The 25,968-nt window shown below is 42.2% G+C and carries 23 protein-coding genes and 1 other RNA gene; 17 read left to right on the top strand and 7 right to left on the bottom strand.

Annotated features, from left to right (window positions below):
* Positions 1 to 120: 120 nt before the first annotated feature.
* A complete protein-coding gene (locus tag B649_RS06235) occupies positions 121 to 1,863 on the top strand; it encodes a nitrite/sulfite reductase (RefSeq protein ID WP_291750826.1) in 1,743 nt (580 codons plus the stop codon).
* Between the two features lie 66 nt (positions 1,864 to 1,929).
* A complete protein-coding gene (locus B649_RS06230; protein WP_015653665.1) occupies positions 1,930 to 3,195 on the top strand; it encodes a DNA polymerase IV in 1,266 nt (421 codons plus the stop codon).
* A gap of 9 nt (positions 3,196 to 3,204) precedes the next feature.
* Here B649_RS06230 and B649_RS06225 read toward each other — a convergent pair whose 3' ends face one another.
* Positions 3,205 to 6,384 carry an AsmA-like C-terminal domain-containing protein gene (locus B649_RS06225; protein ID WP_015653664.1) on the bottom strand — a complete coding sequence of 1,060 codons (3,180 nt, stop codon included), beginning with the start codon at positions 6,382 to 6,384 and terminating at the stop codon, positions 3,205 to 3,207.
* Between B649_RS06225 and mltG the strand changes: the two genes are divergently transcribed.
* The 15 genes from mltG (at position 6,383) to rnpB (ending at position 21,592) form a co-directional block, all read left to right on the top strand.
* Complete coding sequence (gene mltG, locus B649_RS06220) at positions 6,383 to 7,258, top strand: endolytic transglycosylase MltG (protein WP_015653663.1); 876 nt, start codon at positions 6,383 to 6,385, stop codon at positions 7,256 to 7,258. The genes B649_RS06225 and mltG overlap by 2 nt on opposite strands.
* A 101-nt stretch (positions 7,259 to 7,359) precedes the next feature.
* Positions 7,360 to 9,555: an NADP-dependent isocitrate dehydrogenase gene (locus B649_RS06215; RefSeq protein WP_015653662.1), complete on the top strand. Its 2,196-nt coding sequence runs from the start codon at positions 7,360 to 7,362 to the stop codon at positions 9,553 to 9,555.
* Positions 9,556 to 9,695: 140 nt separating this feature from the next.
* The gene (mdh, locus tag B649_RS06210; RefSeq protein WP_015653661.1) at positions 9,696 to 10,658 is read left to right on the top strand and encodes a malate dehydrogenase; all 963 of its coding nucleotides are present in this window, start codon (positions 9,696 to 9,698) and stop codon (positions 10,656 to 10,658) included.
* A complete protein-coding gene (gene fumC / locus B649_RS06205; protein ID WP_015653660.1) occupies positions 10,655 to 12,046 on the top strand; it encodes a class II fumarate hydratase in 1,392 nt (463 codons plus the stop codon). The genes mdh and fumC overlap by 4 nt, the downstream gene beginning before the upstream one ends.
* Positions 12,047 to 12,066: 20 nt before the next feature.
* Positions 12,067 to 13,236 (top strand): ADP-forming succinate--CoA ligase subunit beta, encoded by a 1,170-nt coding sequence (gene sucC / locus B649_RS06200; RefSeq protein WP_015653659.1) that lies wholly within the window; start codon positions 12,067 to 12,069, stop codon positions 13,234 to 13,236.
* Positions 13,237 to 13,239: 3 nt separating this feature from the next.
* Positions 13,240 to 14,112 carry a succinate--CoA ligase subunit alpha gene (gene sucD, locus B649_RS06195; RefSeq protein WP_015653658.1) on the top strand — a complete coding sequence of 291 codons (873 nt, stop codon included), beginning with the start codon at positions 13,240 to 13,242 and terminating at the stop codon, positions 14,110 to 14,112.
* The gene (locus B649_RS06190; protein ID WP_015653657.1) at positions 14,112 to 14,411 is read left to right on the top strand and encodes a heavy metal-associated domain-containing protein; all 300 of its coding nucleotides are present in this window, start codon (positions 14,112 to 14,114) and stop codon (positions 14,409 to 14,411) included. The genes sucD and B649_RS06190 overlap by 1 nt, the downstream gene beginning before the upstream one ends.
* 23 nt (positions 14,412 to 14,434) lie before the next feature.
* Positions 14,435 to 14,764 (top strand): 4Fe-4S dicluster domain-containing protein, encoded by a 330-nt coding sequence (locus B649_RS06185; protein ID WP_015653656.1) that lies wholly within the window; start codon positions 14,435 to 14,437, stop codon positions 14,762 to 14,764.
* The gene (locus B649_RS06180) at positions 14,764 to 15,912 is read left to right on the top strand and encodes a 2-oxoglutarate synthase subunit alpha (RefSeq protein WP_015653655.1); all 1,149 of its coding nucleotides are present in this window, start codon (positions 14,764 to 14,766) and stop codon (positions 15,910 to 15,912) included. Before B649_RS06185 ends, B649_RS06180 begins: the two co-directional genes overlap by 1 nt.
* Positions 15,912 to 16,766, top strand: coding sequence for a 2-oxoglutarate ferredoxin oxidoreductase subunit beta (locus B649_RS06175; protein ID WP_015653654.1), 855 nt, complete (start codon positions 15,912 to 15,914; stop codon positions 16,764 to 16,766). The genes B649_RS06180 and B649_RS06175 overlap by 1 nt, the downstream gene beginning before the upstream one ends.
* A gap of 9 nt (positions 16,767 to 16,775) precedes the next feature.
* Positions 16,776 to 17,339: a 2-oxoacid:acceptor oxidoreductase family protein gene (locus tag B649_RS06170; RefSeq protein ID WP_015653653.1), complete on the top strand. Its 564-nt coding sequence runs from the start codon at positions 16,776 to 16,778 to the stop codon at positions 17,337 to 17,339.
* A gap of 168 nt (positions 17,340 to 17,507) precedes the next feature.
* The gene (locus tag B649_RS06165; protein ID WP_015653652.1) at positions 17,508 to 18,710 is read left to right on the top strand and encodes a hypothetical protein; all 1,203 of its coding nucleotides are present in this window, start codon (positions 17,508 to 17,510) and stop codon (positions 18,708 to 18,710) included.
* Entirely contained in the window at positions 18,703 to 19,284 is a 582-nt protein-coding gene (locus tag B649_RS06160; protein WP_015653651.1) for an SCO family protein, read from the top strand. Before B649_RS06165 ends, B649_RS06160 begins: the two co-directional genes overlap by 8 nt.
* Before the next feature lie 2 nt (positions 19,285 to 19,286).
* The gene (locus B649_RS06155) at positions 19,287 to 21,227 is read left to right on the top strand and encodes an EAL domain-containing protein (protein WP_015653650.1); all 1,941 of its coding nucleotides are present in this window, start codon (positions 19,287 to 19,289) and stop codon (positions 21,225 to 21,227) included.
* Between the two features lie 33 nt (positions 21,228 to 21,260).
* An RNA gene (gene rnpB, locus B649_RS12380) (RNase P RNA component class A) lies at positions 21,261 to 21,592 on the top strand.
* Between the two features lie 70 nt (positions 21,593 to 21,662).
* Here rnpB and B649_RS06150 read toward each other — a convergent pair.
* From B649_RS06150 to B649_RS06120, 6 genes are all read right to left on the bottom strand, one after another.
* On the bottom strand, positions 21,663 to 22,673 hold the full coding sequence (locus B649_RS06150; protein WP_015653649.1) for a site-specific integrase: 1,011 nt from the start codon (positions 22,671 to 22,673) through the stop codon (positions 21,663 to 21,665).
* A gap of 50 nt (positions 22,674 to 22,723) precedes the next feature.
* Positions 22,724 to 22,939, bottom strand: a complete 216-nt coding sequence (locus B649_RS06145; RefSeq protein WP_015653648.1) for a hypothetical protein — start codon at positions 22,937 to 22,939, stop codon at positions 22,724 to 22,726.
* On the bottom strand, positions 22,939 to 23,151 hold the full coding sequence (locus tag B649_RS06140; RefSeq protein WP_015653647.1) for a hypothetical protein: 213 nt from the start codon (positions 23,149 to 23,151) through the stop codon (positions 22,939 to 22,941). Before B649_RS06140 ends, B649_RS06145 begins: the two co-directional genes overlap by 1 nt.
* A 10-nt stretch (positions 23,152 to 23,161) precedes the next feature.
* Complete coding sequence (locus tag B649_RS06135; protein WP_015653646.1) at positions 23,162 to 24,478, bottom strand: hypothetical protein; 1,317 nt, start codon at positions 24,476 to 24,478, stop codon at positions 23,162 to 23,164.
* A gap of 187 nt (positions 24,479 to 24,665) precedes the next feature.
* Positions 24,666 to 24,923 (bottom strand): hypothetical protein, encoded by a 258-nt coding sequence (locus B649_RS06125; RefSeq protein WP_015653645.1) that lies wholly within the window; start codon positions 24,921 to 24,923, stop codon positions 24,666 to 24,668.
* A 136-nt stretch (positions 24,924 to 25,059) separates the two neighbouring features.
* Positions 25,060 to 25,962, bottom strand: coding sequence for a hypothetical protein (locus B649_RS06120; protein ID WP_291750825.1), 903 nt, complete (start codon positions 25,960 to 25,962; stop codon positions 25,060 to 25,062).
* Positions 25,963 to 25,968 lie beyond the last annotated feature (6 nt).

Genomic DNA, 25,968 nt, shown 5'->3' with positions numbered 1-25,968 from the left:
ATTCAAGCAGTATGGTAAAAAAATGACCTCCTTCATCTAGCTTCGATTCAAAGCACTGTACTGTTTGACTCAACTCATAAACATTAAAAACCAACCTAATCATCAGGGTACAATATGGAAATGACGGAAAAAAAATTAAATAAACGTGAACGCCATAAAGCTGCACTCTCTCCTATCGAATATTATCCTCAAATAGAGACTTTGGACTTTAACAGTATCAGCGAAGGGGACATCTTTTATTTACAGGATTTCGGTATTTTTAACACCCCTATCGAAGAGGAAGCGTATACCCTTCGTTTACGTATAACTGCAGGGCGGATTACCATCGCTCAACTGCGAGCCATTGCCGACATTGCTAAGCGCAATGAGCTTGAAATTATTTTGACCGCGCGTGCCGGTCTGCAATTGCATGGGCTAACTTGCGAGAATGTATTGCAGATATATAAACAGATCAACGAAATCGGGATTACAACATGGCAAACTTTCGGCGATAACGTACGCAACATTGTGAGTGATGTGTATGATGGACGAGGGTGTATGAGTGTGATCGAGACCTATCCTCTGATAATGCAAATGCAGGAATATTTTCTCAAAACTCCCCGTCTTGTCGGTATGCTGCCGCGTAGAATATCCACAGGGATTTCGGGCAACAGTGCCAATGTCACCTCATTTTTTGCCAATGATCTCTATTTCGCATTGGCAAAGAGAGAGGGTGTTTTTGGGTTTAATGTCTATATGGGGGGTAAAAATACCGAGATCGCCCGCAGTGCCGATATATTTTTGCTTCCCGATGAGGTAGTATCTTTTTTCAAAGCCTTTATCGAAGCATTCAACAAGCATGGATTGCGATTTACCCGAACGCGAACACGCCTGTTTCACCTCCTCGAAGAGATCGGAATGGAAGCTTTTGTGGAATATGTCGCACACGAGTACAAGCAATCTTGGCAAAAAGCGGGCGATTTGGTTCTGGAAAAAGGGCTTTTTTCGAAATATCAGCGGCTTAAAGACGGCAGTTATGCATTTTGCTATGAGAGCAATTTCGGGCGTATCAGTGCCGAAGAGTTGATGGCTATTGCGGATTTTGCCGAGACACACTCTGCCGAGGTACGATTAAGTACGGATCACAATCTTTATATTCTCGGATTATCTCAGCCATTCTCTCCTTTTGAACATCTCAAAAAGAGTCAAACTATCGTAGCGTGTGCGGGGAGCCAATATTGCCCTTACTCGTTCTGGGACATTAAAGACGATGCGCAATTGCTCCCTTTGGAGAAAATCAGTGAGCATCGTATTCAAATAGGGATTTCAGGATGCGCAAAAGGGTGCGGCAGACACCAGCATTGCGATATCGGGCTCATCGGGCTGCGTACCAATAATTTCGGCAATACGGACAAAGGGGCACGGATCTATCTCGGTGCCGAACACTCCGCAGGGATCAGTGTCGGACGAGAACTCTTTGAGATGGTTCCTCTGGAACATATCCGATCGGTGATAGATCTTATTATCCATGAGTATGAACAAAGCGGTTGTGATACGTTTGAATCTTTTTCTACACAAATACTAAAGTGCTATTCCATAGAATTTATTGCATTATGGCTCTTGATAAAATTGGAGAGCGGAGCAATAACCCCTTTGTACGCGATGGATACTCTTGAGCATGTTGCTGAAGAGTATCGTTTTATGGCAGAAAAAGAGCGCTTAAGCGGATATTTTTCGACGGCAGTTTTAGCACTGATTGAGGATGATTTTAAGGATGCAATACGTCAGATGAGCAAAAAACTGTGGAGCGTCGGAGAAAGCGACCCGCAGATTGCTCCGCAAATTAAAAAACTTCTCGTCAGTAAAAAATACTGGGAAGTTTGAGATATATTTCATTTCATATAGACATAAATTGGCAATTATTTTTCAAGGTGTTATATTCTTCGATGTATGATAATCCATTTAGATCTTGACTGTTTTTTCGCCTCTTGTGAACGTGTCCGTAACCCCTCTTTGCTGGGGAAATGTGTTGCGGTCGGAGGGAGAGGCGATCCTTTTATTTTTGACAAAAAAACCGTACCCGCTAAAAAACTGATGACCCTCAATTCCGGGGCGTTTGTCCCCTCGCTGTTTCATGCTGAGCACGATAGCAGTAACTATTTTAGAGACGGCGATACGATACGCGGCATTATCACTACGGCGAGCTATGAAGCTCGTCGCTACGGTATCAAAACGGCCATGAGTGTTCACGAAGCACTGAGACTTTGTCCTCACCTCATTGTCCTTCCTCCCAACCATCTTCTCTATCATACGATGAGCCATGAATTGATGGAGTACCTCTCTACCGTAGTACCGGTGATGGAGCAATACAGCATCGATGAGATGTTCGGGGATTTGCGAGGGTGGATTGATGAAGCGGATACCTACGAGTTTATCCGACACCTCCAGCATCAGATAATGTTGCAGTTTAAACTTCCGGTCTCGATCGGAGCGAGCCGCTCCAAATGGATAGCAAAACTTGCCACCTCAGCCGCCAAACCTTATGGGGTTCGTGTCATTTATAGCGATGAGATTGAACCGTTTGTTCGCGATATCGGTATCGGTGAATTTCCGGGTGTCGGAAAAGCGTATTCGCTCAAAATGGAACGCTACGGCATTAAAACCATCGGTGATGCGTGGAAATCGCAAACCCTGATCCAATCATGGGGCAGGGGAGGCATGGACCTGTATGCGAGGATGAGAGGGTGTGATAACGAAGCGGTGCAAGCGAGCCGATCCCGAAAAGGGATAGGGATATCACGATCGATGGATCACCCCATAAAAGAGAGAGAGGAACTCTATCGGCGCATCCATATCTTGGTACGTCATTGGAGCCATACGATTATGAAACTGGGGGTCAATCCTACCACCTACGCTTTTTCATTGGGGTATGAGAATTGGGGGCATTCAAAAAAGCAATTTACCCTTTATCGCCTTTTTAATGAAACATTCCTTCAAACTTTTACGATCGAAAAATTTAAAGAGCTTGATATCTATCCCCATATCAGTGTCCGCTATATCGCTATGAGTGCTACCAAATTTATCCATCATGATCCGAAAAGTTTTGATCTGCTTGAAATCCAAACGGATACTAAAATGCGCAATCTGACCGATGCTTTGACCAAAGTGAGGGATAAATACGGGATGGATATTGTTCGTGGAGGAGGGGAATTGTAATATTGGAAATTACTTTTTCTTCTTATCATCCATCATCCACAAAAACGGATACACAACCGTCCGTTTGAGAATATTAAACGGAGCCGTGGCAATCTCTTTGGCAATCGCCGTTTCGACTTTAGGATCATCGAGTTTTCCGCTGAGGGTGAGGGTTGTGGAAAGAGAACCGTCCTCCCCGAAGAGGATATACCCCACCATCGGCACTTTTCCCAGAACGGAACCCAGATCGGTTTTAAGGGTCAGCGTACCATTGAGTATTTGGGCATTCAGATCAGCACGCCCTTCACCGAGAATATTCATCTCAGGAGAGTTCAGGGTGAAATTATCGACATTCACAATACCTTTATTATAGGCAAAATGGGCATATCCCTCTTTGACCGGAAGTCCTTGTCTGTTGTAGCTTGGGAGTGAAAAGGTCGCTAATGAGGGGACGGTATTGACAAAGGCGAGGACATTGTTGAGTACCTTATAATCTTTTAAAATCGTATTTTCAACCCGCATAACCCCTTCAAATGCGTCGGCTTCTCCTTTAGCCTGAAAGGAGAATTTCCCTCCGCTAAAATCACTGAGGGCAAAGAGATGCTCCATAAATTTATCGTTGAATCCGTTTCCGTCAATATAAAAGAGGCCGTTGCGTATTTTAAGCGCGGCGCTTCCACCCATGTGGTAGAGCGAAGCATCCAAATCATCATTGTTTAATGTGGCTTCCATTCGATCAGCGACAATTTTACGTCCTTTCATCAGATAGAGGTAGGTATTGGAGGTGTGAATGCGAATCGGGGGCGTTTGAGAATCTCCCTTGGATGAAGACTCTTGATTCGGTTGATTGGCGATAAGAAAAGAAAACAGCTGCGGGACATTGATACCGATGTTTTTAGCCTGAACATCGATTTGATCATCGCGCCGATTGATGATTAGACGATCATTAACCCGAATACTCGTCCGTCCGTCTTGATAGAGACCGCTAAAGTGATACTTGGATACGGCCTTATCATTAATCATCATCAGTGAATAAGGGTATTCGATCGTACCGTTAAAGGTATATTGCGAGTTTTCAGGAGTATAAAAAAGGTTAAGATTTCCCTTTTCAACATGATATTGACGCAGAATAGGGGAGCGCATCGAGAGCAAGGCTATATCATCCAGTGTAATTTTCCACCCATTTGGGATGGTCGAAAAATGGGCTTTAAGAGCATCAGAGTCTAAAATTATCTCTTCACCGGAGGCATCGAGTGAGAGTTGAAGGGATTCTTGTGCGTCAACGAGAGGGGATATTTTAGGACTGAGCGGAATCATATCGTTGATTCGAATGGACCCTTTGAGCGTATCGAGCGATAAGTGACCGGTGAACTTTCCTTTCAGTAAATCACCTAAGACGGCTTCAATTTGCTCAAATGCAATCTCATTCCCATCCATACTCGCATGGAATGGGGATAAGAGTAGTGGGAGTTGATGGATACTCCATGCCGAGGCGTGTGAAGAGCGGAGCGTTGAATGGTTGTGATCGTAATGGATATCGATGTTAAAAGGGGCATGCGTGAGCTGTATCTCTCCCAATTTAAAATCATTGAGTTCAATCTGTATATCCGTTTGCTTTTTCGATCCGTTAAAATACCCGTTGATTTTTCCATGAATAGTATTTGAGAGGCTGAAAGGGACAGATTGGAGAGAACTTGTCGCATTGCGATAGTCGAATGGGGCACGAAAGGCTTCAATGTCGAGTTTCTCTCCCAGTACGTTCCAGCGTGATGGCATGATGCTGAGAGAATCTCCTTTGGGAGCAATGATGTATTTAACACGCAAAGGTTCACGGGAATCCCATAAACTCAGCTGTTTTTTGTTCCCTAAGGGTACGATATCATAGGCATCAATCGATACCGACCCTTCTTCGCTGGAAGCGTCATATTCCCCTTTTACCCGTGCGTGAGCGACATCTTCACCGTAATGGGCCGTAAAATTGTCGAATGTAACCTTGTTTCGATTGACATTGACAACTCCCCCTTGCGTTTTTAGCGGTATCTGGTCCAAAAGTAATTCCGAAGCGGTAGGTCGAAAGATCCCTTTTACAACAGTATCCAGGCTATGCAGATTGATAGAGAGATTCAGATCCACATCACATTCTCCCGAACTTTGCTGAATCGGCAGGTGAATGTCATAAAAATTTAAAAGATTTGTGATCGGAACATTGAGTTTGGCATGCGCCGTCCGTATTTGAGCATCCAGCATAGTGTGAGGGGTCGTAAAGTCAAGAATTACACTGCTGTTTTCGGTTGGGAGAGCATAAAAAGTCCCGCTTTTTGGAAGAATGTGAAGTTTGCCTACGCGGTAGTACAAATCGATACGGGGAGATTTGATAGGTTCGAAACCTTGTGCAAAGGTGTATTCTCCATTGAAAATAGTCGCTTTGGCTTGCAGCCCCTTGATAAGTTCTTCGGGTTTATCGTAATGAAATTTACCTTCAAAGCGTTCAAGAGTGATTAACGAAGCTTTGGCATAGTGAGTTATCCACGGTTGAACTTCAGGATCAACATCTAAAAAATCGATGATCGGTTGAACGCTGCGCAGCGGCTCATCGGTATGAAGGGCAAACATCAACGAATCGGTATCTCCGGATGCTTTGATAATGAGGGGAGGAGTTTGGGGAAGGTTTAGGCTTATATTAGTATGTAACCGTTGTTGCGGGAGTTCTACCGTTAAATTTCCGCTAATGAGCGCACCGTTGAGTCTGGCATGGGGCAATGATAGTTTAAAGAGATTTTCATTGAGGGAAAAAGTGCCGTTGTAAGAACCATTTTCATCATATAACGTAATTTTGCCGAGGGAGTTTTCACGGTAGTGCAAAGAGAGGCGAATGGACTCATATTGAATAGTATCAATATCGATTTGCTTTACCCAGCGCTGAGTATGCCGAATAAGGGGAGGAAGTTTTCCCAATGGCTTTAGGGTAAGAGGAAGATTGTCACGTTTAAACGCGCTCAGATCAACTTTTGAAGCACGAATCAGGAGCCCATTTTCCCATTTGAGATATAATTTCTCGATTTTGAGTCCATTAAAGCTCAAACGATCACAATTAATACCTTCAAGCAAAGCGATAAACGTGAAAAAGCCTAGAAAAAAAGTAAAAAATAAACCAAAAAGAATGTACCTATGGGTTTTGGGAATAATATTGGTGATAATTGTCTCTTTCATGACCTACCTGTTCTCTACCGTCACATCACCAAAAATCGTCTATATCCCGCAAGGTTCCGTATTTAAAAGTATAGCACACCTCCAAGATGAAGGGGTAAATCTCTATAAGATTGATGCCTTTATTCTCCGTTTGCTCGGTCAGCCTCAGCAAGGGTGGATTGATCTAAAAGAGGAGAAAACAAGCCGTATCGAGTATCTTTATAAATTGACAACGGCAAAAGCGGCTACTCGTGCTATTACCTTGATCCCCGGAGAGACTACGGTCATATTTTTACGTCAACTTAGTGATGAACTTTCACTCGATATGAATCTTCTTCAACGTGCGTATGAAAAGCATGCCCCTTATAAAGAGGGGAGTTTTGTACCGGATACCTACAGTATTCCGAATGCGATCAGTGAAGAAAAACTGATCATACATCTTTTAAATGAGTCGGAACAAAAGATGAGAATCTGGGCAGATGAGTATAAGAAGCCGTATAATAAAGAAAAATGGTTACAAATTGTAACAAAAGCATCGGTTATTCAAAAAGAGGCTGCATCATTGTCCGATATGCCGTTTGTTAGCTCCGTGATCGATAATCGGATAGAAAAAGGGATGCGTCTTCAAATGGATGGAACCCTTAACTACGGTGAATATTCTCATCAAAAAGTGACGGCGCGTCGAATACGCACGGACAAAACTCCCTATAATACGTATAAAAACAAAGGTTTGCCTGCCTTTCCCGTCTGTAATGTTTCCAAAGATGCCATCCATGCTGCACTCTATCCTAAACACACGGATTACCTCTATTTTGTCCGAGGCAAAAATGGTGAACATGTGTACAGTAGTTACTTTTCTACACACCATCAAAACATAGTAAATGCTACAAAATGAAACATATTTCTAACTTTTTGCGCTTGTAGTATGGGCAAAGTGAAAAAATGTCGGACGTAAGTGTTATGATGCTTTCATAAAAAAAATAACAGGAGAACCTGATGGCAAAAATCATTTGGTCAGTAATTGATGAAGCACCGGCACTAGCGACCTATTCGCTACTTCCAATCGTAAATGCATTCACACAAGCCGCAGGCGTTGAAGTTGTAACAAGTGATATTTCACTTGCAGGTCGTGTTATCGCAACATTTCCAGAACGTATGAGTGACGCTCAGCGTATCCCCGACAATCTTGCACAGTTGGGCGTTATCGCTACACAACCAGATGGTAACATCATCAAGCTCCCTAACATTTCAGCTTCAATTCCTCAATTGAAAGCATGTATCGAAGAACTTCAGTCTCAAGGATACGATCTTCCTTTGTATCCTGAAGAACCAAAAACAGACGAAGAAAAAGAGATTTTTGCACGTTACGCAACGTGTCTCGGTTCAGCGGTTAATCCGGTTCTACGTGAAGGTAACTCAGACCGCCGTGCTGCGGTTGCGGTTAAAAACTTTGCGAAGAAAAATCCTCACAAACTACGTGCTTGGGACGAGGGGTCAAAAACTCGCGTTGCCCACATGAACAGCGGTGATTTCTATGCGAATGAGCAATCAATCACCAAAAAAGGTGACGGTAAAGTGACGATTTCACTTAACGGTAACGTTCTCAAAGAGATCAATGCGGTTGATAGTGAAGTCCTTGATGGTACATTCTTGAGCACTAAAGCATTGCGTGCGTTTTACGCTGATGCGATTTCTGAAGCAAAAGAGAAAAACATCCTTTGGTCGATCCACCTTAAAGCAACGATGATGAAAGTAAGTGATCCGATCATGTTCGGTCATGCGGTATCGGTATTCTTTAAAGATGTATTTGAAAAATATGCGGCAGAGTTCAAAGAGATCGGAGTTAATCCGAATCTTGGCCTTGGTGATTTGTACAAAAAATTGGCAAAACTTCCTGCTGATAAAAAAGCGGAAATCGAAGCGGCTATTATGGCGGTTTACCCGACTCAGCCTGCAATGGCGATGGTTGACTCCGACAAAGGGATCACAAATCTTCACGCTTCAAATGACGTGATTATCGATGCATCATTGCCGGTTGTGGTACGTGACGGCGGTAAAATGTGGGATCCATCAGGAAAAGTACAACAATGTATCGTTACGATCCCAGATCGTTGTTACGCAACAATGTACTCAGAGTGTATTGAAGATTGCAAGAAAAACGGACAATTTGACGTTACTACTATGGGTTCTGTCTCTAACGTCGGTTTGATGGCTCAAAAAGCGGAAGAGTACGGCTCACACCCAACGACATTTGAAATCGCAGAAGAGGGTGTCGTCACTGTTTCTGATGATAGCGGCGTATTGATGAGCTTCAACGTTGAGAAAGGCGATATCTGGCGTATGTCTCGTGCTAAAGATATCCCGATCAAAGACTGGGTTCGTCTTGCAGTAGAGCGTGCAGAGATCGAAAACGTTCCGGTTGTGTTTTGGTTGGATGAAAACCGTGCGCACGATGCTGAAATTATCAAAAAAGTAAACGCGTATCTTCCTGAGTTCAATAAAGGAGGAATCGAGTACCATATTATGGCACCTGAAATTGCTATGGCGTTTTCATTGAAACGTGTACGTGCAGGACAAAACACCATTTCAGCAACAGGTAACGTTCTCCGTGACTACTTGACTGACTTGTTTCCGATTTTAGAACTTGGAACATCGGCTAAAATGCTCTCAATCGTTCCTCTCCTTGCAGGTGGAGGATTGTTTGAAACAGGTGCGGGCGGATCGGCTCCGAAACACGTTGAGCAATTCGTAAACGAGGGTCACCTTCGTTGGGATTCTTTGGGTGAGTTCTTGGCTCTTGCAGAGTCACTTCGTCACATTAACAAAACGAAAAAAGATAACAAATTGTCTGCTCTTACAGCGGCATTGGATGAGGCAAACGCGGCGTATTTGGATAACAACAAAGAGCCTTCACGCAAAGCGGGTGAGCCGGATAATAAAGCAAGCCACTTCTTCTTGGCTCAATACTGGGCAAAAGCATTGGCTGAGCAAACAACGGATGCAGAGTTAGCATCTCGTTTTGCTCCAATTGCAAAAACTTTAGTTGATAATGAAGCGAAAATCATGGAAGAGCTTCTTGCAGTAGAAGGAAAAGGTCAAGAGATCGGCGGTTATTATCATCCTGATATCGCGAAAGTAACAGCAGCAATGCGCCCAAGTGCAACATTGAATGCTATTATCAGCGCAATCTAAATTTTAGATTCCGGTTCGCCGGAATCGTTTTTTATCTGTAGAGGTTCTCTATAGATAAAAGGCGATTCAATCGTCTTTTACTTCTCTGATTATAAAATGATAGAGAGTATGTAGTAATTTATGACACAAGGAGTAAAGTGATGATTAAAGGAAAACGTGTCGGTATCGTAGGTGCGGGGAACGTAGGTTCAACGGTCGCTTACTCTCTTGCAATGCTCGGCTCATGTCATGAAATTATTTTGCGTGATAATAAAATCGAAATCGCTCGCGGGAAAGCGCTGGACATGTCTCAAGCGGCTGCGGCAGTACGATCTCATACGGTTGTAAGTGTCGCTGAAACGATGGCAGATATGACCGACTGTAATGTGGTCGTTGTAACAGCAGGAAGCCCGCGTCTTCCGGGTATGAGCCGAGATGATTTGTTGATGATTAACGCTAAAGTAACCCGTGAAGTTATGGAAGGGATTGCCAAATACTCCCCTAACGCAATTGTCATCATTGTTTCAAATCCTCTCGATGCAATGACCTATGTAGCCCTCAAAGAGAGCGGTTTTGATCGCAGTCGAGTAATCGGTATGGCGGGAGTACTCGATAGCTCACGTATGGCAGCCTTTATTCAAGAAAAATTGGGTTACGGCGGAGGTCAAATCCGTGCATCGGTTATGGGTGGACATGGCGATGATATGGTTCCCTTGCCGCGTTATTCGACGGTAGCAGGTGTTCCTCTCTCAGATGTACTCAGCCAAGAAGAGATTGATGAGATCGTTCAGCGTACCCGTAAAGGGGGAGCAGAGATCGTAGCGCTTCTTCAAACAGGATCAGCGTATTATGCTCCGGCAAAATCTACCGCCATCATGGTAGAAGCTATTTTGAGAGATACCAAACAAATCCACCCGTGTGCCGTTTACCTTGAAGGTGAATATGGTTTTAGCGATGTTGTCAGCGGTGTTCCGGTTATGCTTGGAGCTAACGGCGCTGAAAAAATCATCGAAGTGACACTTAATGAATCTGAGAAAGCAATGTTTGCCCGTTCATGTGCATCGGTTCAATCGCTTATCGACACACTCAATACCAATAAATTTTTTGAAGGAGCCAAAGTATGAGTTATCGCGTTGAAAAAGACACCATGGGTGAAGTTCGAGTACCGAATGACACGTATTGGGGAGCGCAAACACAGCGTTCATTAGAAAATTTCCAAATCGGAGAAGAGAAAATGCCGTATGAAATTACACGCGCATTTTCGTATTTGAAAAAAGCGGTTGCTTTGGTCAACTGCGATCTTGGAATGCTTACCAAAGAGAAAGCGGATGCTATCGCTCAAGCGGCCGATGAAATGCTCTTGGGAAAACTCGATGCTCATTATCCTTTGGTTGTATGGCAAACCGGTTCAGGTACCCAATCAAATATGAACAACAATGAAGTGTTGGCCAGCCGTGCAACAGAGATTTTGGGCGGTGATTTCCGAACTCAAAAATTGGTTCATCCGAATGACGACGTTAATAAATCTCAAAGTTCTAATGATACCTATCCTACAGCGTTGCATGTAGCAGCAGTTGTCGCAGTAGAAGAGCGTTTGCTTCCGGCAATTGATCATTTGCGCAAAACATTGGCTCACAAAGCAGAAGCGTTCAGCGATATCGTTAAAATCGGCCGTACTCACTTGCAAGACGCAACACCGTTAACACTCGGTCAAGAGATCAGCGGTTGGGTAGAGATGTTGAACAAATGTGAAAAAATGGCGAAAGATTCTCTCGAATCGGTTCGTGAACTCGCACTCGGCGGTACAGCGGTCGGTACGGGTTTGAATGCACATCCTGAATTAGGTGAGCGCGTTGCGGCAAAATTGTCTGATCTTACCGGTCATCAATTTGTGACTGCACCGAACAAATTTCACGCGTTGACCAGCCATGATGCTTTGGTTTTCGCACACGGCGCACTTAAAGCGCTTGCTGCGGATATGATGAAAATCGCGAACGATGTACGCTGGTTGGCATCAGGACCCCGTTGCGGAATCGGTGAGATCACAATTCCTGAAAACGAGCCGGGCTCATCCATCATGCCGGGTAAAGTAAACCCGACTCAAAGTGAAGCAGTAACAATGGTTGCGTGTCAAGTCATGGGGAACGATGCATGTATCGGTTTCGCGGCAAGTCAGGGAAATTTTGAGCTTAACGTATTCAAACCGGTTATTGCGTACAACTTTTTACAGTCAGTACGTTTGTTGGCTGATTCGATCGTTTCGTTCAACGACAATTGTGCGGTTGGAATCGAGCCGGTACGTGATCAGATCGATGCGTACTTGAATAACTCATTGATGCTTGTTACGGCATTGAACCCGTACATTGGGTATGAAAATGCGGCGAAAATCGCTAAAACAGCACACAAAGAGAACTCTACACTGAAAGAAACCGCGATAAAACTCGGTCTCCTCAGTGCCGAAGAGTTCGATAAATACGTCATCCCTGAAGAGATGACAAGACCTATAGCGTAAACTTACAACAGGAGGAATGGATGAATATTCACGAATATCAAGCAAAAGAATTATTCAAAAAGTACAATGTACCGACCTTGCGCGGTCACATTGCATTTACACCCGATGAGGCGGTTAAAGCGGCTCAAGAACTCGGCGGAAACATCTGGGTTGTTAAAGCTCAAATCCATGCTGGAGGACGCGGTTTAGGGGGCGGTGTTAAGCTTGCCAAGTCAACGTCTGAAGTGCGCGAAATGGCGGCTCAAATCCTAGGGATGCAGCTCATAACACACCAAACAGGACCTGAGGGTAAACTTGTTCAAAAAGTGTATATCGAAGAGGGTGCCGATATCAAAAAAGAGTACTATCTTGGACTCTTGCTTGACCGTGCTCTTGAAATGCCGATCATGATGGCTTCAACTGAGGGCGGTATGGCGATTGAAGATGTTGCCCACAACACCCCTGAAAAAATTATCAAAGTTTCCATCGATCCATTGACCGGTTTCCAATCTTTCCACGGTCGCAAATTGGCTTTTGGCTTGGGTCTTCCTGTCGAAGAGATCAACACGTTTATCAAATTTGCAGCGGCGCTTTATCGTGTTTATATGGATCACGATGCTGAGATGATCGAGATCAATCCGTTGGTTAAAACGGGTGATGGTAAATTCTTGGCATTGGACGCGAAAATGGGCTTTGACAACAATGCTCTCTACCGTCAATCACAAGTCAATGAAATGCGTGACTTCACAGAAGAAGAACCGACAGAAATTGAAGCGGATAAATACGGACTCAGCTACATCAAACTTGATGGCAACGTCGGTTGTATGGTTAACGGTGCGGGTCTTGCAATGGGTACGATGGATACGATCAATTACGAAGGGGGAAAACCTGCCAATTTCCTCGACGTAGGCGGTTCAGCGAGTGCCGAAACGGTAGCTAAAGGGTTTGAGATTATCCTCAAAGATCCGAACGTCAAAGCAATTTTTGTTAATATTTTCGGCGGAATCGTCCGTTGTGATCGCGTTGCTAACGGTATTATCGAAGCAACAAAAATCACCAACGTAAACGTACCGGTTATCGTACGACTTGATGGAACAAACGCTATCGAAGCAGCTGAAATTTTAAATAATGCCGGTATCGCTAATATCGTAGCGGCAACCGATCTCGCAGACGGTGCGCGTAAAGCCGTTGCAGCAGCGAAAGGAGAATAATTTATGTCTATTTTGGTCAATAAAGATACAAAAGTAATCGTACAAGGTTTCACAGGTAAAGAGGGGACGTTCCATGCAGAGCAATGTATGGCATACGGCACTAAAATCGTCGGCGGTGTTACACCGGGCAAGGGTGGACAAGAACACCTTGGTCAACCGGTTTTTAATACGGTTTCCGAAGCGGTAGCTCACACGGGCGCTACGGTTTCTATGATCTTCGTTCCGCCGGCTTTCGTTTCGGATGCGGTTATGGAAGCGGCTGATGCGGGAATCACTCTTGCGGTAATTATTACCGAAGGTGCTCCGGTAAAAGACATGATGTTTGCAAAAGCCTACGCGGTTAAAAAAGACATGATGACCATCGGGCCGAACTGTCCGGGAATCATTACCGCTGAAGAGTGTAAAATCGGTATTATGCCGGGGTTCATTTTCAAAAAAGGGAATGTCGGTCTTATCTCTAAATCAGGGACATTGACGTACGAGTCAGCGAACCAAGTGGTTAAAGAGGGATTTGGTATCACGACTGCGGTTGGTATCGGCGGCGATCCGATTATCGGTTTGAGCTACAAACAACTCCTTCCGATGTTTGAAGCAGATCCGGAAACGCATGCAATCGTTATGATCGGTGAGATCGGTGGAGATTTAGAGATCCAAGCGGCAGCGTATATTAAAGAACATATTACCAAACCAGTCGTTGCATTCATCGCGGGTCAAACAGCACCTGCGGGTAAACGTATGGGGCATGCTGGGGCGATTATCTCCGGCGGTGCCGGTACGGCGGCTGAGAAAATGGCGGCACTTGAAGCAGCGGGCGTTAAAGTCGTTGTTTCTCCGGCGGATATCGGTAAAGCACTCGCTGAAGTGATGAGAAAATAATGAATACCGTCTTTGAGGTGGCCAATATTCGTTGCGGCGGGTGCGCCAACACAATTACAACTTCTCTCAAAGAAGCAGGGTTTAAAGAGATCTGTGTTGATCTCTCGTGCGAGCCTCGCAAAGTAACAGTCGATATTACGGACGAGGCGCAATTAGCACAAGTTAAGGCAATATTAAGAAGTCTCGGCTATCCTCTATCAAGTGAGGAAGAGGGCGCTATCGATAATGCCACACTAAAGCTCAAGAGTTTTGTCTCGTGTGCTATAGGTAAATTTTCAACTGATACAAAATCAGATTAATTTCAAAATTGTGAGGAGAACAGATGTTTAAAACGATCAATCCCGGTAACGTCCCTGTATGGGTAAATACCGATAACTGTAAAGCATGTGATATTTGTGTATCGGTATGCCCATCGGGTGTACTCGGTATGCGTTATGAGCCGACATCAACCTTGGGCGCTATGATCTCGATCAATCACCCTGAAAGTTGCATCGGCTGTAACGAGTGTGAACTCACATGTCCTGACTTTGCTATTTATGTTGCAGATAAAGCAGATTACAAATTTGCAAAACTTACTGATGAAGCAAAAGTACGTCAAGCGGCTATTATCGCTAATAAGTATATGTCACTAGACCAAGCAGGAGTGAAGTAATGGCAAGAGAAGTAATTTCAACAGGTAACGAATTATCAGCACTTGGTGCTTTTGATGCAGGTTGTATGTTTTTCGGCGGATATCCGATTACACCATCGTCGGAAGTAATGCATGAGATGTCTGATCTTCTACCGACTGTCGGCGGAAAATTTATCCAAATGGAAGATGAAATCGCCGGTATCTCGGTTGCGCTCGGTGCTTCGATGGCGGGTACAAAATCGATGACGGCAACCTCAGGTCCGGGGATTTCGCTTAAAGCAGAGCAAATCGGTCTTGCATTTATCGCTGAAGTACCTTTGGTTATCGTAAACGTTATGCGTGGAGGTCCATCAACCGGTCTTCCGACTCGTGTATCTCAAGCCGATATTGGTCAAGCACAGTATCCGACGCACGGTGACTATGCATCGATCACATTGTGTGCAGGTTCACTCGAAGAGTGTTACACTCAAACCGTACGCGGATTCAACTTGGCTGAAAAATATATGTCTCCGGTATTCGTCCTTTTGGATGAGACGGTAGGTCACATGCACGGTAAAGCAGTTCTCCCTGATCTCGAAGAGGTAAAAGCTAAAATTGTTACCCGTAAACGATTTGACGGCAAACCGGAAGATTATCGCCCATACGATGTTCCTATGAATACCCCTGCGGTATTGAATCCAATGTTCGAAGGGTACCGTTTCCACTTCACGGGTCTTCACCACGGTCCAACCGGATTCCCTACGGAAGATGCGGCACAATGTCAGTTCAACATCGAGCGCCTTGTCGGTAAAATCGATGCGGTTGCGGCAGATGTCGGGTTGGACAATGAAGCCGATTACGAAGAGTTTATGATGGACGATGCGGAAGTGTGTTTGATCGCATATGGCAGTATCTCTCGCGGTGCTAAAGAAGCGGTTATGAAACTTCGTGCTGATGGGATCAAAGCAGGTCTTTTCCGCCCAATCATGATCTGGCCGAGCCCTGCGAAAAAACTCAAAGAAATCGGTCAAAAATTTGACAAAATCTTTGTAACCGAGCTCAACATGGGTCAATACCTCAAAGAGATCGAACGTGTAATGGGACGCAGTGATTTCACTACGCTTCACAAAGCAAACGGCCGTCCAATCGCACCACTTGAAATGGTAGCAAAAGTTAAGGAGATGTTCTAATGGCTTTCAATTACGATCAATATTTACGTGTAGATAAAATGCCGACACTTTGGTGTTGGGGTTGTGGTGATGGTGTAATCCTTAAATCGGTTATCCGTGCTATCGATAAAATGGGCTGGGATATGGACAAAGTGTGTGTCGTTTCTGGTATCGGATGTTCCGGGCGTTTTAGCTCATACATCAACTGTAATACCGTTCATACCACACACGGTCGTACGATTGCATACGCTACGGGGATCAAATTGACTCGTCCTGATGCGCACGTTATCGTTGTAGCGGGAGACGGTGACGGACTTGCGATCGGTGGTAACCACACGATCCATGGTTGTCGTCGTAACATAGATTTGAATTTTATCCTTATCAATAACTTCATCTACGGTTTGACCAACTCTCAAATCTCTCCGACAACTCCACAGGGTATGTGGTGTGTATCGGCGCAAAACGGTAACATTGACCCAACCTTCGATGCGTGTAAACTCGCTATCGGTGCAGGTGCTTCATTCGTAGCGCGTGAGACAATGCTCGATCCGAAAAAACTCGAAAAAGTTTTGGTAAAAGGGTTCTCCCATAGAGGATTTTCATTCTTTGACATTATGTCTAACTGCCATATCAACCTTGGTCGTAAAAACAAAATGTTGAGTGCTATGGAAAACCTTGCATGGATAGACAGCATCACTGTTCCGTTGAAAAAATGGGAAGCACTTCCAGCAGAAGAGCAAATGAACAAATTCCCTACGGGTGTATTGCGTGAAGTGGAACAAGCTGAGTACTGTGATATGTATGAGATGGTCATCGCATCTGCACAAGGCAAACGCGGCAAAATCACGCAAGATGACTTTGCGAAAAAAATCTAAGGAGAAACCATGAGACATACGATACGATTTACAGGCGTCGGTGGACAAGGGGTTCTTCTCGCCGGTGAAATTATGGCAGCGGCCAAGATCAAAATGGGCGGTCACGGGCTTAAAACAGCTACCTATACCTCACAAGTTCGCGGTGGAGCAACGGTTGTTGATATCACTCTCGATGACAATGAAATTTTTTACCCGTATGCGAATGAGGGTGAGATCGATTTCATGCTCTCAGTTGCTAACGTGAGCTACCAGCAGTTTAAAAACGGTGTTAAACCGGGCGGAATCATCGTTGTTGAGCCAAACTTGGTTCACCCAACCGAAGAAGATCGCCAAAAATGGATCATCGTAGAGATTCCAATCATCACCATCGCAAAAGAGGAAGTCGGAAACGTTATTACTCAATCGGTTGTTGCCTTGGGTATCACCAATGAGTTCACCGGTGTACTTGACCCTGAAACATTGAAAGAAGTTATGCTTTCAAAAGTTCCTAAAAAAGTACACGAAGTCAATAACATAGCTTGGGATTTGGGTATCAAATACGCCAAAGAAGCAAAAGCAAAACTCGGAATGTGATTTTTTTATATGCGGTTTTACCCGCATATAATTTTCATTAACATGTAATGTTTAAATATTCGAAAATCTTATCAAAATACACTTCTAATACCCCAAATAACTTCCTAAAATAGACATTCCTCATCTCTTTTGTGATAAAATTTTCTACCACACTATCAGATGGAAAATATGGCACGATTCAATTTACTTTTTTTACTTTTTATTACTATTTTCATCGAGGCAAACGCCCAAGATAAGAAGTCGATTTTTGTTCTTCATTCCTATTCTCAAGAATACAGTTGGACGAAACTTCAACACGATAACTTTGTCTCAAAATTGCAGACGTCATCTCCCTCTGCACTGGATATTTCAGTCGAATATTTGGACACCAAACGTCTTCAACTTTCACCGGAATACGAAACCTTTTTTCGCTCCTATTTAGAAGAAAAATTCAAAGGAGTTTCTCCCGATGCAATTTACGTAACCGATGATAATGCGTTAAACTTTTTCTTGCATCAAAAAAGACCTTTATTCGCTGCTTCTCCAATTTTCTTTTCAGGGATCAATAACCTTTCTTTAGAGACGAAACTGGATAAAAGCCGTTATACCGGAGTGTATGAAACCAAAGATATTGTCCCGAATATTGAGCTGATACGGCAGTTTTCTCCGCAAACACGCGATATTTGGATAGTGGGTGATGATTCGACGACGTATCATTCTATCGAAACGGATATCCGTGCACATATTCATAAATATCCTAAATATACGTTCCATTTTCTCTCTTCCAAACGAATCAGTGATATAACCGCAAGACTTCCGAATTCTCCGAAAACGTTTGTACTGCTCACAACGATCGGAGGATGGAGTGATGCAAATAGACATAATTTCACGTTAAAAGAATCGATTGCAATTTTGAAGCAAAACAAAAATCTTATTTTGTGCAGTATGGAAGATGCTTACGTTCAAGGGGGAGTCGTCGGCGGTTTTGTTACAAGCGGTGCGAATCAAGGCTCCCATGCAGCGGAACTCGTACTGCGCCATTTCAAAGGAGAATCGGTTAATACTATAGGATCGATTACGAAGAGCCCGAATGTCTATATGTTTGATCGTAGCGCATTGATGGAATCACGCTTGATTCTTTCTGAATACATTGCACACGATTCGATCATATTGCATGAAAGAAAGTCTTTTTTTGAACGCTATCAACAAAATATTTTGAATGCCATTTTTATCCTCTTTATTTTCTTTTTACTTTTTTTACTCATCGTATTTCTGATCTCATTACAAAAAAATTCTCATATTAAAATATTGGAAAAAGAGCTGAAAGAGTGTTCGGATGAAGTGGTGCTTCAAAAAGAGAAACTCACTCTCTTAGAAGCTGTGAATGAATAAAAAACTTATTTTAGCGGCTATTTTTTTTATGATACTGCTGATCGTTCTCCCTTTTGTGCAAGCACTCTTTTTTGCACAGCAATCGTCTGGGAAAATTACGATTGACCAGCCTATAAATGCCCCTTACTTAGCCACTGGAAAGAAAGATTTATCCTTGGTTTTTTTCGGCTATGTAGGATGTGCCAAGGTATGTACACCGATTCTGCATCAAGTGGATGATTTGTATGATTCACCCGAATTTGCCCCAATAAAACCGTTTGTCGGATTTACTTTTGTCAATTTGATGCCGGACATCCAGCCCGATCAAGTTCCAGCATTTGCAAAATCGTTCAATGGTGATTTTGAAGGTATCTATTTGACACAAAAAGCGTTGATGGGAATTGATAGAGAGTTTAGTCTCTTCTTTTCAAAAAGCCTCTCGGATCCTACCGAAATAGATCACAGTGACCATATTTATCTGGTTAAAAAAGAAAAGAATGGTATAGTAGTACTCAAGAATATTTATATAACCCATCCGCTAGACCGTGAACAGATGATTGCAGATATAAAACACTATGTGAGGGAAGCACCATAAAGATGAACATTCCTGATAAATTTTTTACGATCCCCTATATCCCGGAATTTGCCCAAAAAAGTTTCAACGAATATTTTCTGAAAGCTGATAAAGTGATGCTGGTCATGATCACGATTCAGTGGGCTATCGCAACGCTGATCACGTCAGTCAGCTATGATACCTATTTATACGGCTTTATCGGAGGAGGGCTTATAACCCTTATTCTGTTCATCGCTCATCTCTATTTTAAAGGGACGCAAGTGATGCGTGCCCTCGTTGGGGTAGGGATGATGTTATTTTCTCTGATCTATATCCAGCAGCATCTTGGACGGATTGAGATGCATTTTCATGTTTTTATCGCTTTAGCTATTCTCTCTGTCTATAAAGATATCGTCCCCGTTATGGTTGCTGCGGCAACGACGATCGTTCATCATTTAGTTTTTAATTTCCTTCAACTTTATGAAATCTCATTATTCGGCATGCCGGTCATGGTATTTAATTACGGATGCGGGATGGATATTGTTTTTTTACACGCTGTCTTTGTCATCGTTGAAGCATTGGTAATCGGTTACATTATCAAATTGCAGATTGAATACGGTGTAGAACTTAACCGTTCGGAAAAACAGATTTCAGGTTTAAATGAGGAACTGAGTTTTACCTCCTTGCATGATTCGCTGACAGGTCTTCCCAACCGCTATAATCTCTATTCACAGCTCAAACTGATGGTCGCTAATGCCAATCGCTATGAACGTAAATTTGCCGTATTGTTTTTAGATTTGGATCATTTCAAAAATATTAATGACACACTTGGACACAACATCGGAGATGCATTGCTCAAAGCCGTTTCACTAAAACTCAAAACATTGATTCGCGAAAATGATATCGTTGCACGGATCGGCGGTGATGAATTTATTATTGTCCTTAATGATTTTAGTGATTCAGGAAATTTAGAGCAAGTCATCGTGAAAATTCTCGATGCTTTTCGTCATGAATGGCCTGTGCAAACGCATTTCCTTAGACTTTCAACCAGTATCGGAGTCGCGATTTATCCCGATGATTCCAAAGAGATCAACGAACTGATGAAATTTGCAGACATAGCGATGTACAAAGCAAAATCGGAAGGGAGAGATCAGTTTAGCTTTTTCACATCAAAATTAAATGATCAGGTCCATAAAGAGGTCAGAATTGCTCACGATATGCACCGCGCGTTGGAAGATAGCGAATTTGTCCTCTATTATCAGCCAAAAATTCATATCAAAACGGGAAAAATTATTGGTGCAGAAGCTTTGATCCGATGGCATCATCCTGATAAAGGGATTATTTATCCCGATCAATTTATTTCGATTGCGGAAAATACCGGATTTATTTTAAAACTCGGAACATGGGTTATCGAAGAGAGTGCCGAGATGATCAGCCGATTAGCGCATAGCGGATATACGGATATTCACGTCTCGTGTAATATTTCAACACGACAATTTCAAAATCTACATTTATTTTCAGACATTGAAAATGCGATTCGTATCAATGAGATCAATCCGGCACAATTCGCGATTGAAATTACCGAGAGCGTTATGATGGAATATCTGGATGTGACTCTTGAAGTGATTAAAAAAATCAAACGTTTAGGGATTCATATCTGCATGGATGATTTCGGTACAGGGTATTCGTCATTGTCGTATCTTCGACAGTTTCCGATTGATTCGTTAAAAATCGATAAAAGTTTTGTGGATGATATTTCTGAAATGGGGAATAATGATCACATACTTCTTAACACCATCATTTCGATGGGAGAAACCTTCAATCTAAATGTTATTGCTGAAGGGGTTGAACATCAGTATCAGATGGAGTATTTAAAAGAGCGCGGATGTGGATATTATCAAGGATTTTATTTTGCCAAACCGGTTCCTGAAGATGAATTTTTCGATTTATTAAAGAAAAACAGTACGATTTCAATCTCTGGATAGTACTTTCTAATCTAATATACTTTATAATTTCATCAGGTACAACAGGTGATAGCTTGGAACTAGTAATCCCAAGAGGTAAAGTCCGGGCTGCTGTAGGACACGGTTCCATCTAACGGATGGCCATGGTAACATGAGGGACAGTGCAACAGAGAGTAGACCGCCTCGCAAGAGGTGAGGGTGAAACGGCGGGGTAAGAGCCCACCAGTCTTTTAGGCAACTAAGAGAGCTATGTAAACCCAACCGGGCAGCAAGAAACAGATGGTTAGCGTCCTACATCGCTATTGTTTCGCTAGAGGCCTAGAGTGATCTAGGCAGTAGATTAATTATCACTTCATCCAGAACCCGGCTTACGTTGTACCTATTTCTTTCAAAGTCCCTGTACAAGGGAGTTCCAGAGCCTTCATTTTTTCGACTGTGACCATATTGTGTCAACGATTAGCCAAATAAATTGAAGTCTCTTCCTAAGTCTATTTTTCTTGCATCAATTACACTCGCATAATGTGCTAATGTAATCTTCGGACTAGAATGTCCTAACAATCCCGCTAACTCATTTATACTGACAATCCCGTTTTGAAGCATCAAAGTTGCGAACGTATGACGTGCTGAATAGAGCTTCCGTTTTGGCAATTCGCACTTGTTTAAAAGTGCAGGCCAACGGTGCTTAAATTTCGTTGCATCATCGATATCTCCAAAGAGAAAATCGTGTTCACTCTTGATCTGCTCCACTTCACTCAATACGAATGCAGGGCAGGGTATCTTACGAATAGAATTTCGGGTTTTTGGTACATCGACACGTCCACGAGTGCGAACCCGTTTTATATCGATCCATCCATCCGATATGTCTTTCACTTGTAACCCTAGAATCTCTTCGGGTCTCATACCAGTATGAAATGCCAACATTAAATAGGGTCTCATGATCCCTTCGGCTTTAGAGAGAATCAGATTGACTTCTTCTTTAGTGAAGTAGTCAACCTTTTTCTGCACATCACTCCGTAATTTAATATTGACTGCTGGATTGGTGCTTAATACGCCATCATCGATGGCAAGCTCAAAAACCTCATACAAAACAGTTTTATAAGCACCTTTAGAGACGGACTTGATCGGGAGGCTGTTGATGTAGCTTTTAACATCTAGCCGAGTAATCTTGTCTATCTCTAAATCTTTAAAACGTGCATTAACCTTATCCCAAATCGGTTTTTTAACGAAGTAGGATCGGTTAGAGTCTTTGAGTGTTAGAAATACTTTAAAATAATGCTCGAAGGTCTTCGGCTTATTTTGATGTATTTCACCTGTAACTATCATAGAAGAAAGCTTTGGGATGATCGTTTTATTTACAAACGAGCGATTGGGTTTGGTATCGTCCAACCCCGTTGCCTTACGTATTCTTCGACCTTCTACGTAATAATCAACCCATAGCTTGTTTCCACGAACGAAACAATTTGCCAATTCACCATCCTTTCGGACAGAAACGCTATGCGCCGTTATTGTATCATGACTCATATTAGCAACCGATTTAGGACGCTTTCGTATCGCTCATCGGCGTATTCTCCCGTTATGAGAGGATGAACCTTTGAAACGTCGAAGCGGACGCATTTTCCGATAATAACATAATGTTCATCTTTCTTAATATCAATAGTTCTAAACTTACGGCGCAATGTGTCTGGATGGATATCGTAATACTGTGCCAGATGGGGGAGGGATAGATATTTCATTATCGTCTCTTGGATGCAGTTCTGGCATTTAATTCATCCCTTGCCATTTCGATTTGATAGGATAAAAGCTGATACTTTACCGATGTTTCTTCTAGTCCGTATTGTTCCAATGGAAGATCAATTAATAATCTACGCAAGCCATAAGTTGTTTCATATCGGATCGATTGATAATGTTTATTTACATACGCTTTTATATCTGTTTGATTATTCATATTGACTCACTTAAAATGGAATATCATCGGTCAAATCCCGACGATCCAATTCACGGCATATCGCCACATATTTCTCAAAGAGTTCACCGTATAGAGGATCACTTTTGGAAATAGCGTGCATTTCTCTTGATAAGCTTGCTTCGAAATTTTGCAGTCCTTCGTCACTGTAAGTTTTGAGTTCTGTTTCAAAGTCTGGTTTCTCCTTGTATTCTTCATGTAAATTTTTTAGGTTTTGTTTTAATTCATAATCGTCTCTTGCTTTTTGCAGTACATCGAGCATGAAATACATAGTCGGGATACTGTCATGGATGAATAAGCGTGTAAGCACCTTTTTCATAGATTTCTCGGCATCTTCTAGGGAGTATCGATAAGTGATCTTTTCGATCTTCTCTAAGGGTGTATCAACTTGCATGAACTCTTTGATACTGTAGGAGTCTTGTATATGTTTCCATATAGGCAAGGTTTCCGCTCTACGTCGATTAGGTGTATTAATCTGATCTTCGGTGATCGTTGAGAGATCAAGAAGCCGTACTTGATCACAAGCGTGTTTAAACAGTGTTTCGGCTCTTTGTAATGCTTGATCCACCGTATCAATCCCGAAGGTCTTTAAATACTCTCTGTGCATCTCAAACTCGACGTTAAAGATCGGTTGTTCCATATCCAATCCATTGACTCCAAAGTGATTAATCATAAGCTCACGTTTGATCTGTGATGCTTGTTTGAGTTCAGTACGTTTGTTGTATATACGGAGTAAAAACGGTTTTTTACCGACGTAATAGGTTTCTAGTTCATACGCACTAGCGTGTTCGGCAATATTGGCATGGTGATCTTTCTTTTTAGAGAGAATCATCTCTTTACGTAAGTATTTAAAATCATGCTGTACGAACATATTCACATCGATACGGGTGATCGGAAAGATGTTCATAGTGAGATCTTTTAAAAACACTTTATTGATATATTCGATTTGAGATTTTAGACCTAATGTATAGATTCCCACTGCATTGACTTGAACACGGATGTTTTGAATATTAGGGGATTTTTCGGAGTCTTTGAAAGCGACACGAAAGAACTCATGATAGAACCAGTGAAAGCCGTCTCTTCCCATTCCGCTGTATTGCACTTCGATATCGTTGATCTTGACGATGATATCGTTATCAGCGTATTGGTAGTTGAGCTTTTTGAAATAGGCTTTTTTATCTTCGATCTGATCCATAAGAGACTCATAGAATCGATCATATTGTCCTCCGCTTTGTGCGAAGTATTGGAGAGCGTCGATACCGCTCACAACTGGGGTTAAAGTTACTGAATCATTTAAGTTGGTATCCATAGTGAATAAATCCTGATAGTAATTTGTTTATAGTCATGGGGAGACTCCTTGTTAAGTAATTTGATTTATGTCTGGGGATGTTATTAGAATCCCCAGACGCTAACACGCGCAGCTAAAGGCAACGAGCCTTCAAGCGGCATAGCCGCAGGATAGGCTCGGAACCTACGCATGCGCTACGGTTTCTTTGTTAGATACCGTAAAAGATAGCTTTGCCCACTGTGGCAACTTCTACCTCGACAACTTCATTCTCACGCCCTTTGTAAAGTTTGACCTTTTCAGGAGGGATAGAGATATCCATAAGCTCTTTACGTGATCCGCCATTTTTCAATGGAGTTTCTAAGAGCAACTGCACTTTATTTTTACCTTTGATTACTTCACCCGTTTCACGGTTGGTGTAATCGTTTGAAGTGAACACGTTCAAAAGAACTGCACTAATTTTTATCATGGTTAATCCTTGGGATTGGAATTAACCGAAGCTTCGGTGCTGTTAAGCGATTTTGCAAAATCTGAGGAGAAGTTTAGGATTTTTGAAAATTTTAGGATAGAGATTTTTACCCCGAAATTTCAGGGTATTTTTTATTTTAGGAGGTAGGTGAAGGTTTTATCCCCTGCAGTAGGGATTTTGAAATTTCTTCAAAATATTTTTGTAATTGGTCACTTGTTCCAATTTTTCCTTTTTCACGGCTCTTTTCTATTCGGTTTTCAAGTATTTGACTGATCTTATCAACATCAATAAAAGGTATTTTTTCATTTTTTGATGGGTACGCAAAGATAGGAAGTTTTTTAAAAATAGTTTTTAAATAGACACCTTCCATCTTATTTGGATAAATATTTACTTGTTCTCCTAGTCGTATAAATATTGATTCAATTACATTTTTAAGAGTGTTCTTCGGTACTTCCATGTTTATATAAATAGTTCGATACAAGTAAATCGATGCCGAAGTAATGATGACTTTGCGTGTGACATTATAACCCTCAAAAAACTTTGCAATTTTTTGAATGTTTTTATATTCGTTGTATCGTTGAATATATTCTTCTTGAATTTGAGTTAATTTTCGTTTTCTCATTAATAATCGAATATTTTTGGCTACATCTGGAGTTGAAAGTAAAAAAGTGTTAATCTCCGAGAAGACGTTTAAAATTGATTCAGAATCTTTTTTAAAATCTTCAAATACTTTATAACTTTGAAACATGAAGTGAACTTTTTCAATATCCCCTAGAGAGTGATAATACTCAGCACTCATTTTAAATGCATTCATATAGCGATCAAGATATGTTTTATCATCCTTGATATTAGCAATACGTTCTCTTTGCAGATCGGATGTATTTTCAAGTACGGCAATTGTTGAATACATTTTATCTATAATAGTTTCAATAAATTCAACGAGAAGGTATTGTCCTTCTCTAAAATTATCTGAGAATTTTAAGATAGGTTCGAGTTCATTTTGAAGTTCAGTATGAGTCATTATTTTAGCCAAATTCAAAAAAAA

Source organism: Candidatus Sulfuricurvum sp. RIFRC-1 (assembly GCF_000310245.1).
Classification (GTDB): Bacteria; Campylobacterota; Campylobacteria; order Campylobacterales; family Sulfurimonadaceae; genus Sulfuricurvum.
Note: the sequence above shows the minus strand (reverse complement) of the source record. Positions and strands in the feature narration are given on the sequence as shown.

Bases quoted from the DNA above. Each gene is read 5' to 3' on its own strand.
- B649_RS06170 (WP_015653653.1), top strand. From the start codon at position 16,776: ATGAGACATACGATACGATTTACAGGCGTCGGTGGACAAGGGGTTCTT.
- B649_RS06165 (WP_015653652.1), top strand. From the start codon at position 17,508: ATGGCACGATTCAATTTACTTTTTTTACTTTTTATTACTATTTTCATC.
- B649_RS06190 (WP_015653657.1), top strand. From the start codon at position 14,112: ATGAATACCGTCTTTGAGGTGGCCAATATTCGTTGCGGCGGGTGCGCC.
- fumC (WP_015653660.1), top strand. From the start codon at position 10,655: ATGAGTTATCGCGTTGAAAAAGACACCATGGGTGAAGTTCGAGTACCG.
- mltG (WP_015653663.1), top strand. From the start codon at position 6,383: ATGACCTACCTGTTCTCTACCGTCACATCACCAAAAATCGTCTATATC.
- B649_RS06180 (WP_015653655.1), top strand. From the start codon at position 14,764: ATGGCAAGAGAAGTAATTTCAACAGGTAACGAATTATCAGCACTTGGT.
- sucD (WP_015653658.1), top strand. From the start codon at position 13,240: ATGTCTATTTTGGTCAATAAAGATACAAAAGTAATCGTACAAGGTTTC.
- B649_RS06140 (WP_015653647.1), bottom strand. From the start codon at position 23,151: ATGAATAATCAAACAGATATAAAAGCGTATGTAAATAAACATTATCAA.
- B649_RS06230 (WP_015653665.1), top strand. From the start codon at position 1,930: ATGATAATCCATTTAGATCTTGACTGTTTTTTCGCCTCTTGTGAACGT.
- B649_RS06215 (WP_015653662.1), top strand. From the start codon at position 7,360: ATGGCAAAAATCATTTGGTCAGTAATTGATGAAGCACCGGCACTAGCG.
- B649_RS06155 (WP_015653650.1), top strand. From the start codon at position 19,287: ATGAACATTCCTGATAAATTTTTTACGATCCCCTATATCCCGGAATTT.
- B649_RS06160 (WP_015653651.1), top strand. From the start codon at position 18,703: ATGAATAAAAAACTTATTTTAGCGGCTATTTTTTTTATGATACTGCTG.
- sucC (WP_015653659.1), top strand. From the start codon at position 12,067: ATGAATATTCACGAATATCAAGCAAAAGAATTATTCAAAAAGTACAAT.
- B649_RS06235 (WP_291750826.1), top strand. From the start codon at position 121: ATGACGGAAAAAAAATTAAATAAACGTGAACGCCATAAAGCTGCACTC.
- B649_RS06185 (WP_015653656.1), top strand. From the start codon at position 14,435: ATGTTTAAAACGATCAATCCCGGTAACGTCCCTGTATGGGTAAATACC.
- B649_RS06175 (WP_015653654.1), top strand. From the start codon at position 15,912: ATGGCTTTCAATTACGATCAATATTTACGTGTAGATAAAATGCCGACA.
- B649_RS06135 (WP_015653646.1), bottom strand. From the start codon at position 24,478: ATGGATACCAACTTAAATGATTCAGTAACTTTAACCCCAGTTGTGAGC.
- mdh (WP_015653661.1), top strand. From the start codon at position 9,696: ATGATTAAAGGAAAACGTGTCGGTATCGTAGGTGCGGGGAACGTAGGT.
- B649_RS06225 (WP_015653664.1), bottom strand. From the start codon at position 6,384: ATGAAAGAGACAATTATCACCAATATTATTCCCAAAACCCATAGGTAC.
- B649_RS06125 (WP_015653645.1), bottom strand. From the start codon at position 24,923: ATGATAAAAATTAGTGCAGTTCTTTTGAACGTGTTCACTTCAAACGAT.
- B649_RS06145 (WP_015653648.1), bottom strand. From the start codon at position 22,939: ATGAAATATCTATCCCTCCCCCATCTGGCACAGTATTACGATATCCAT.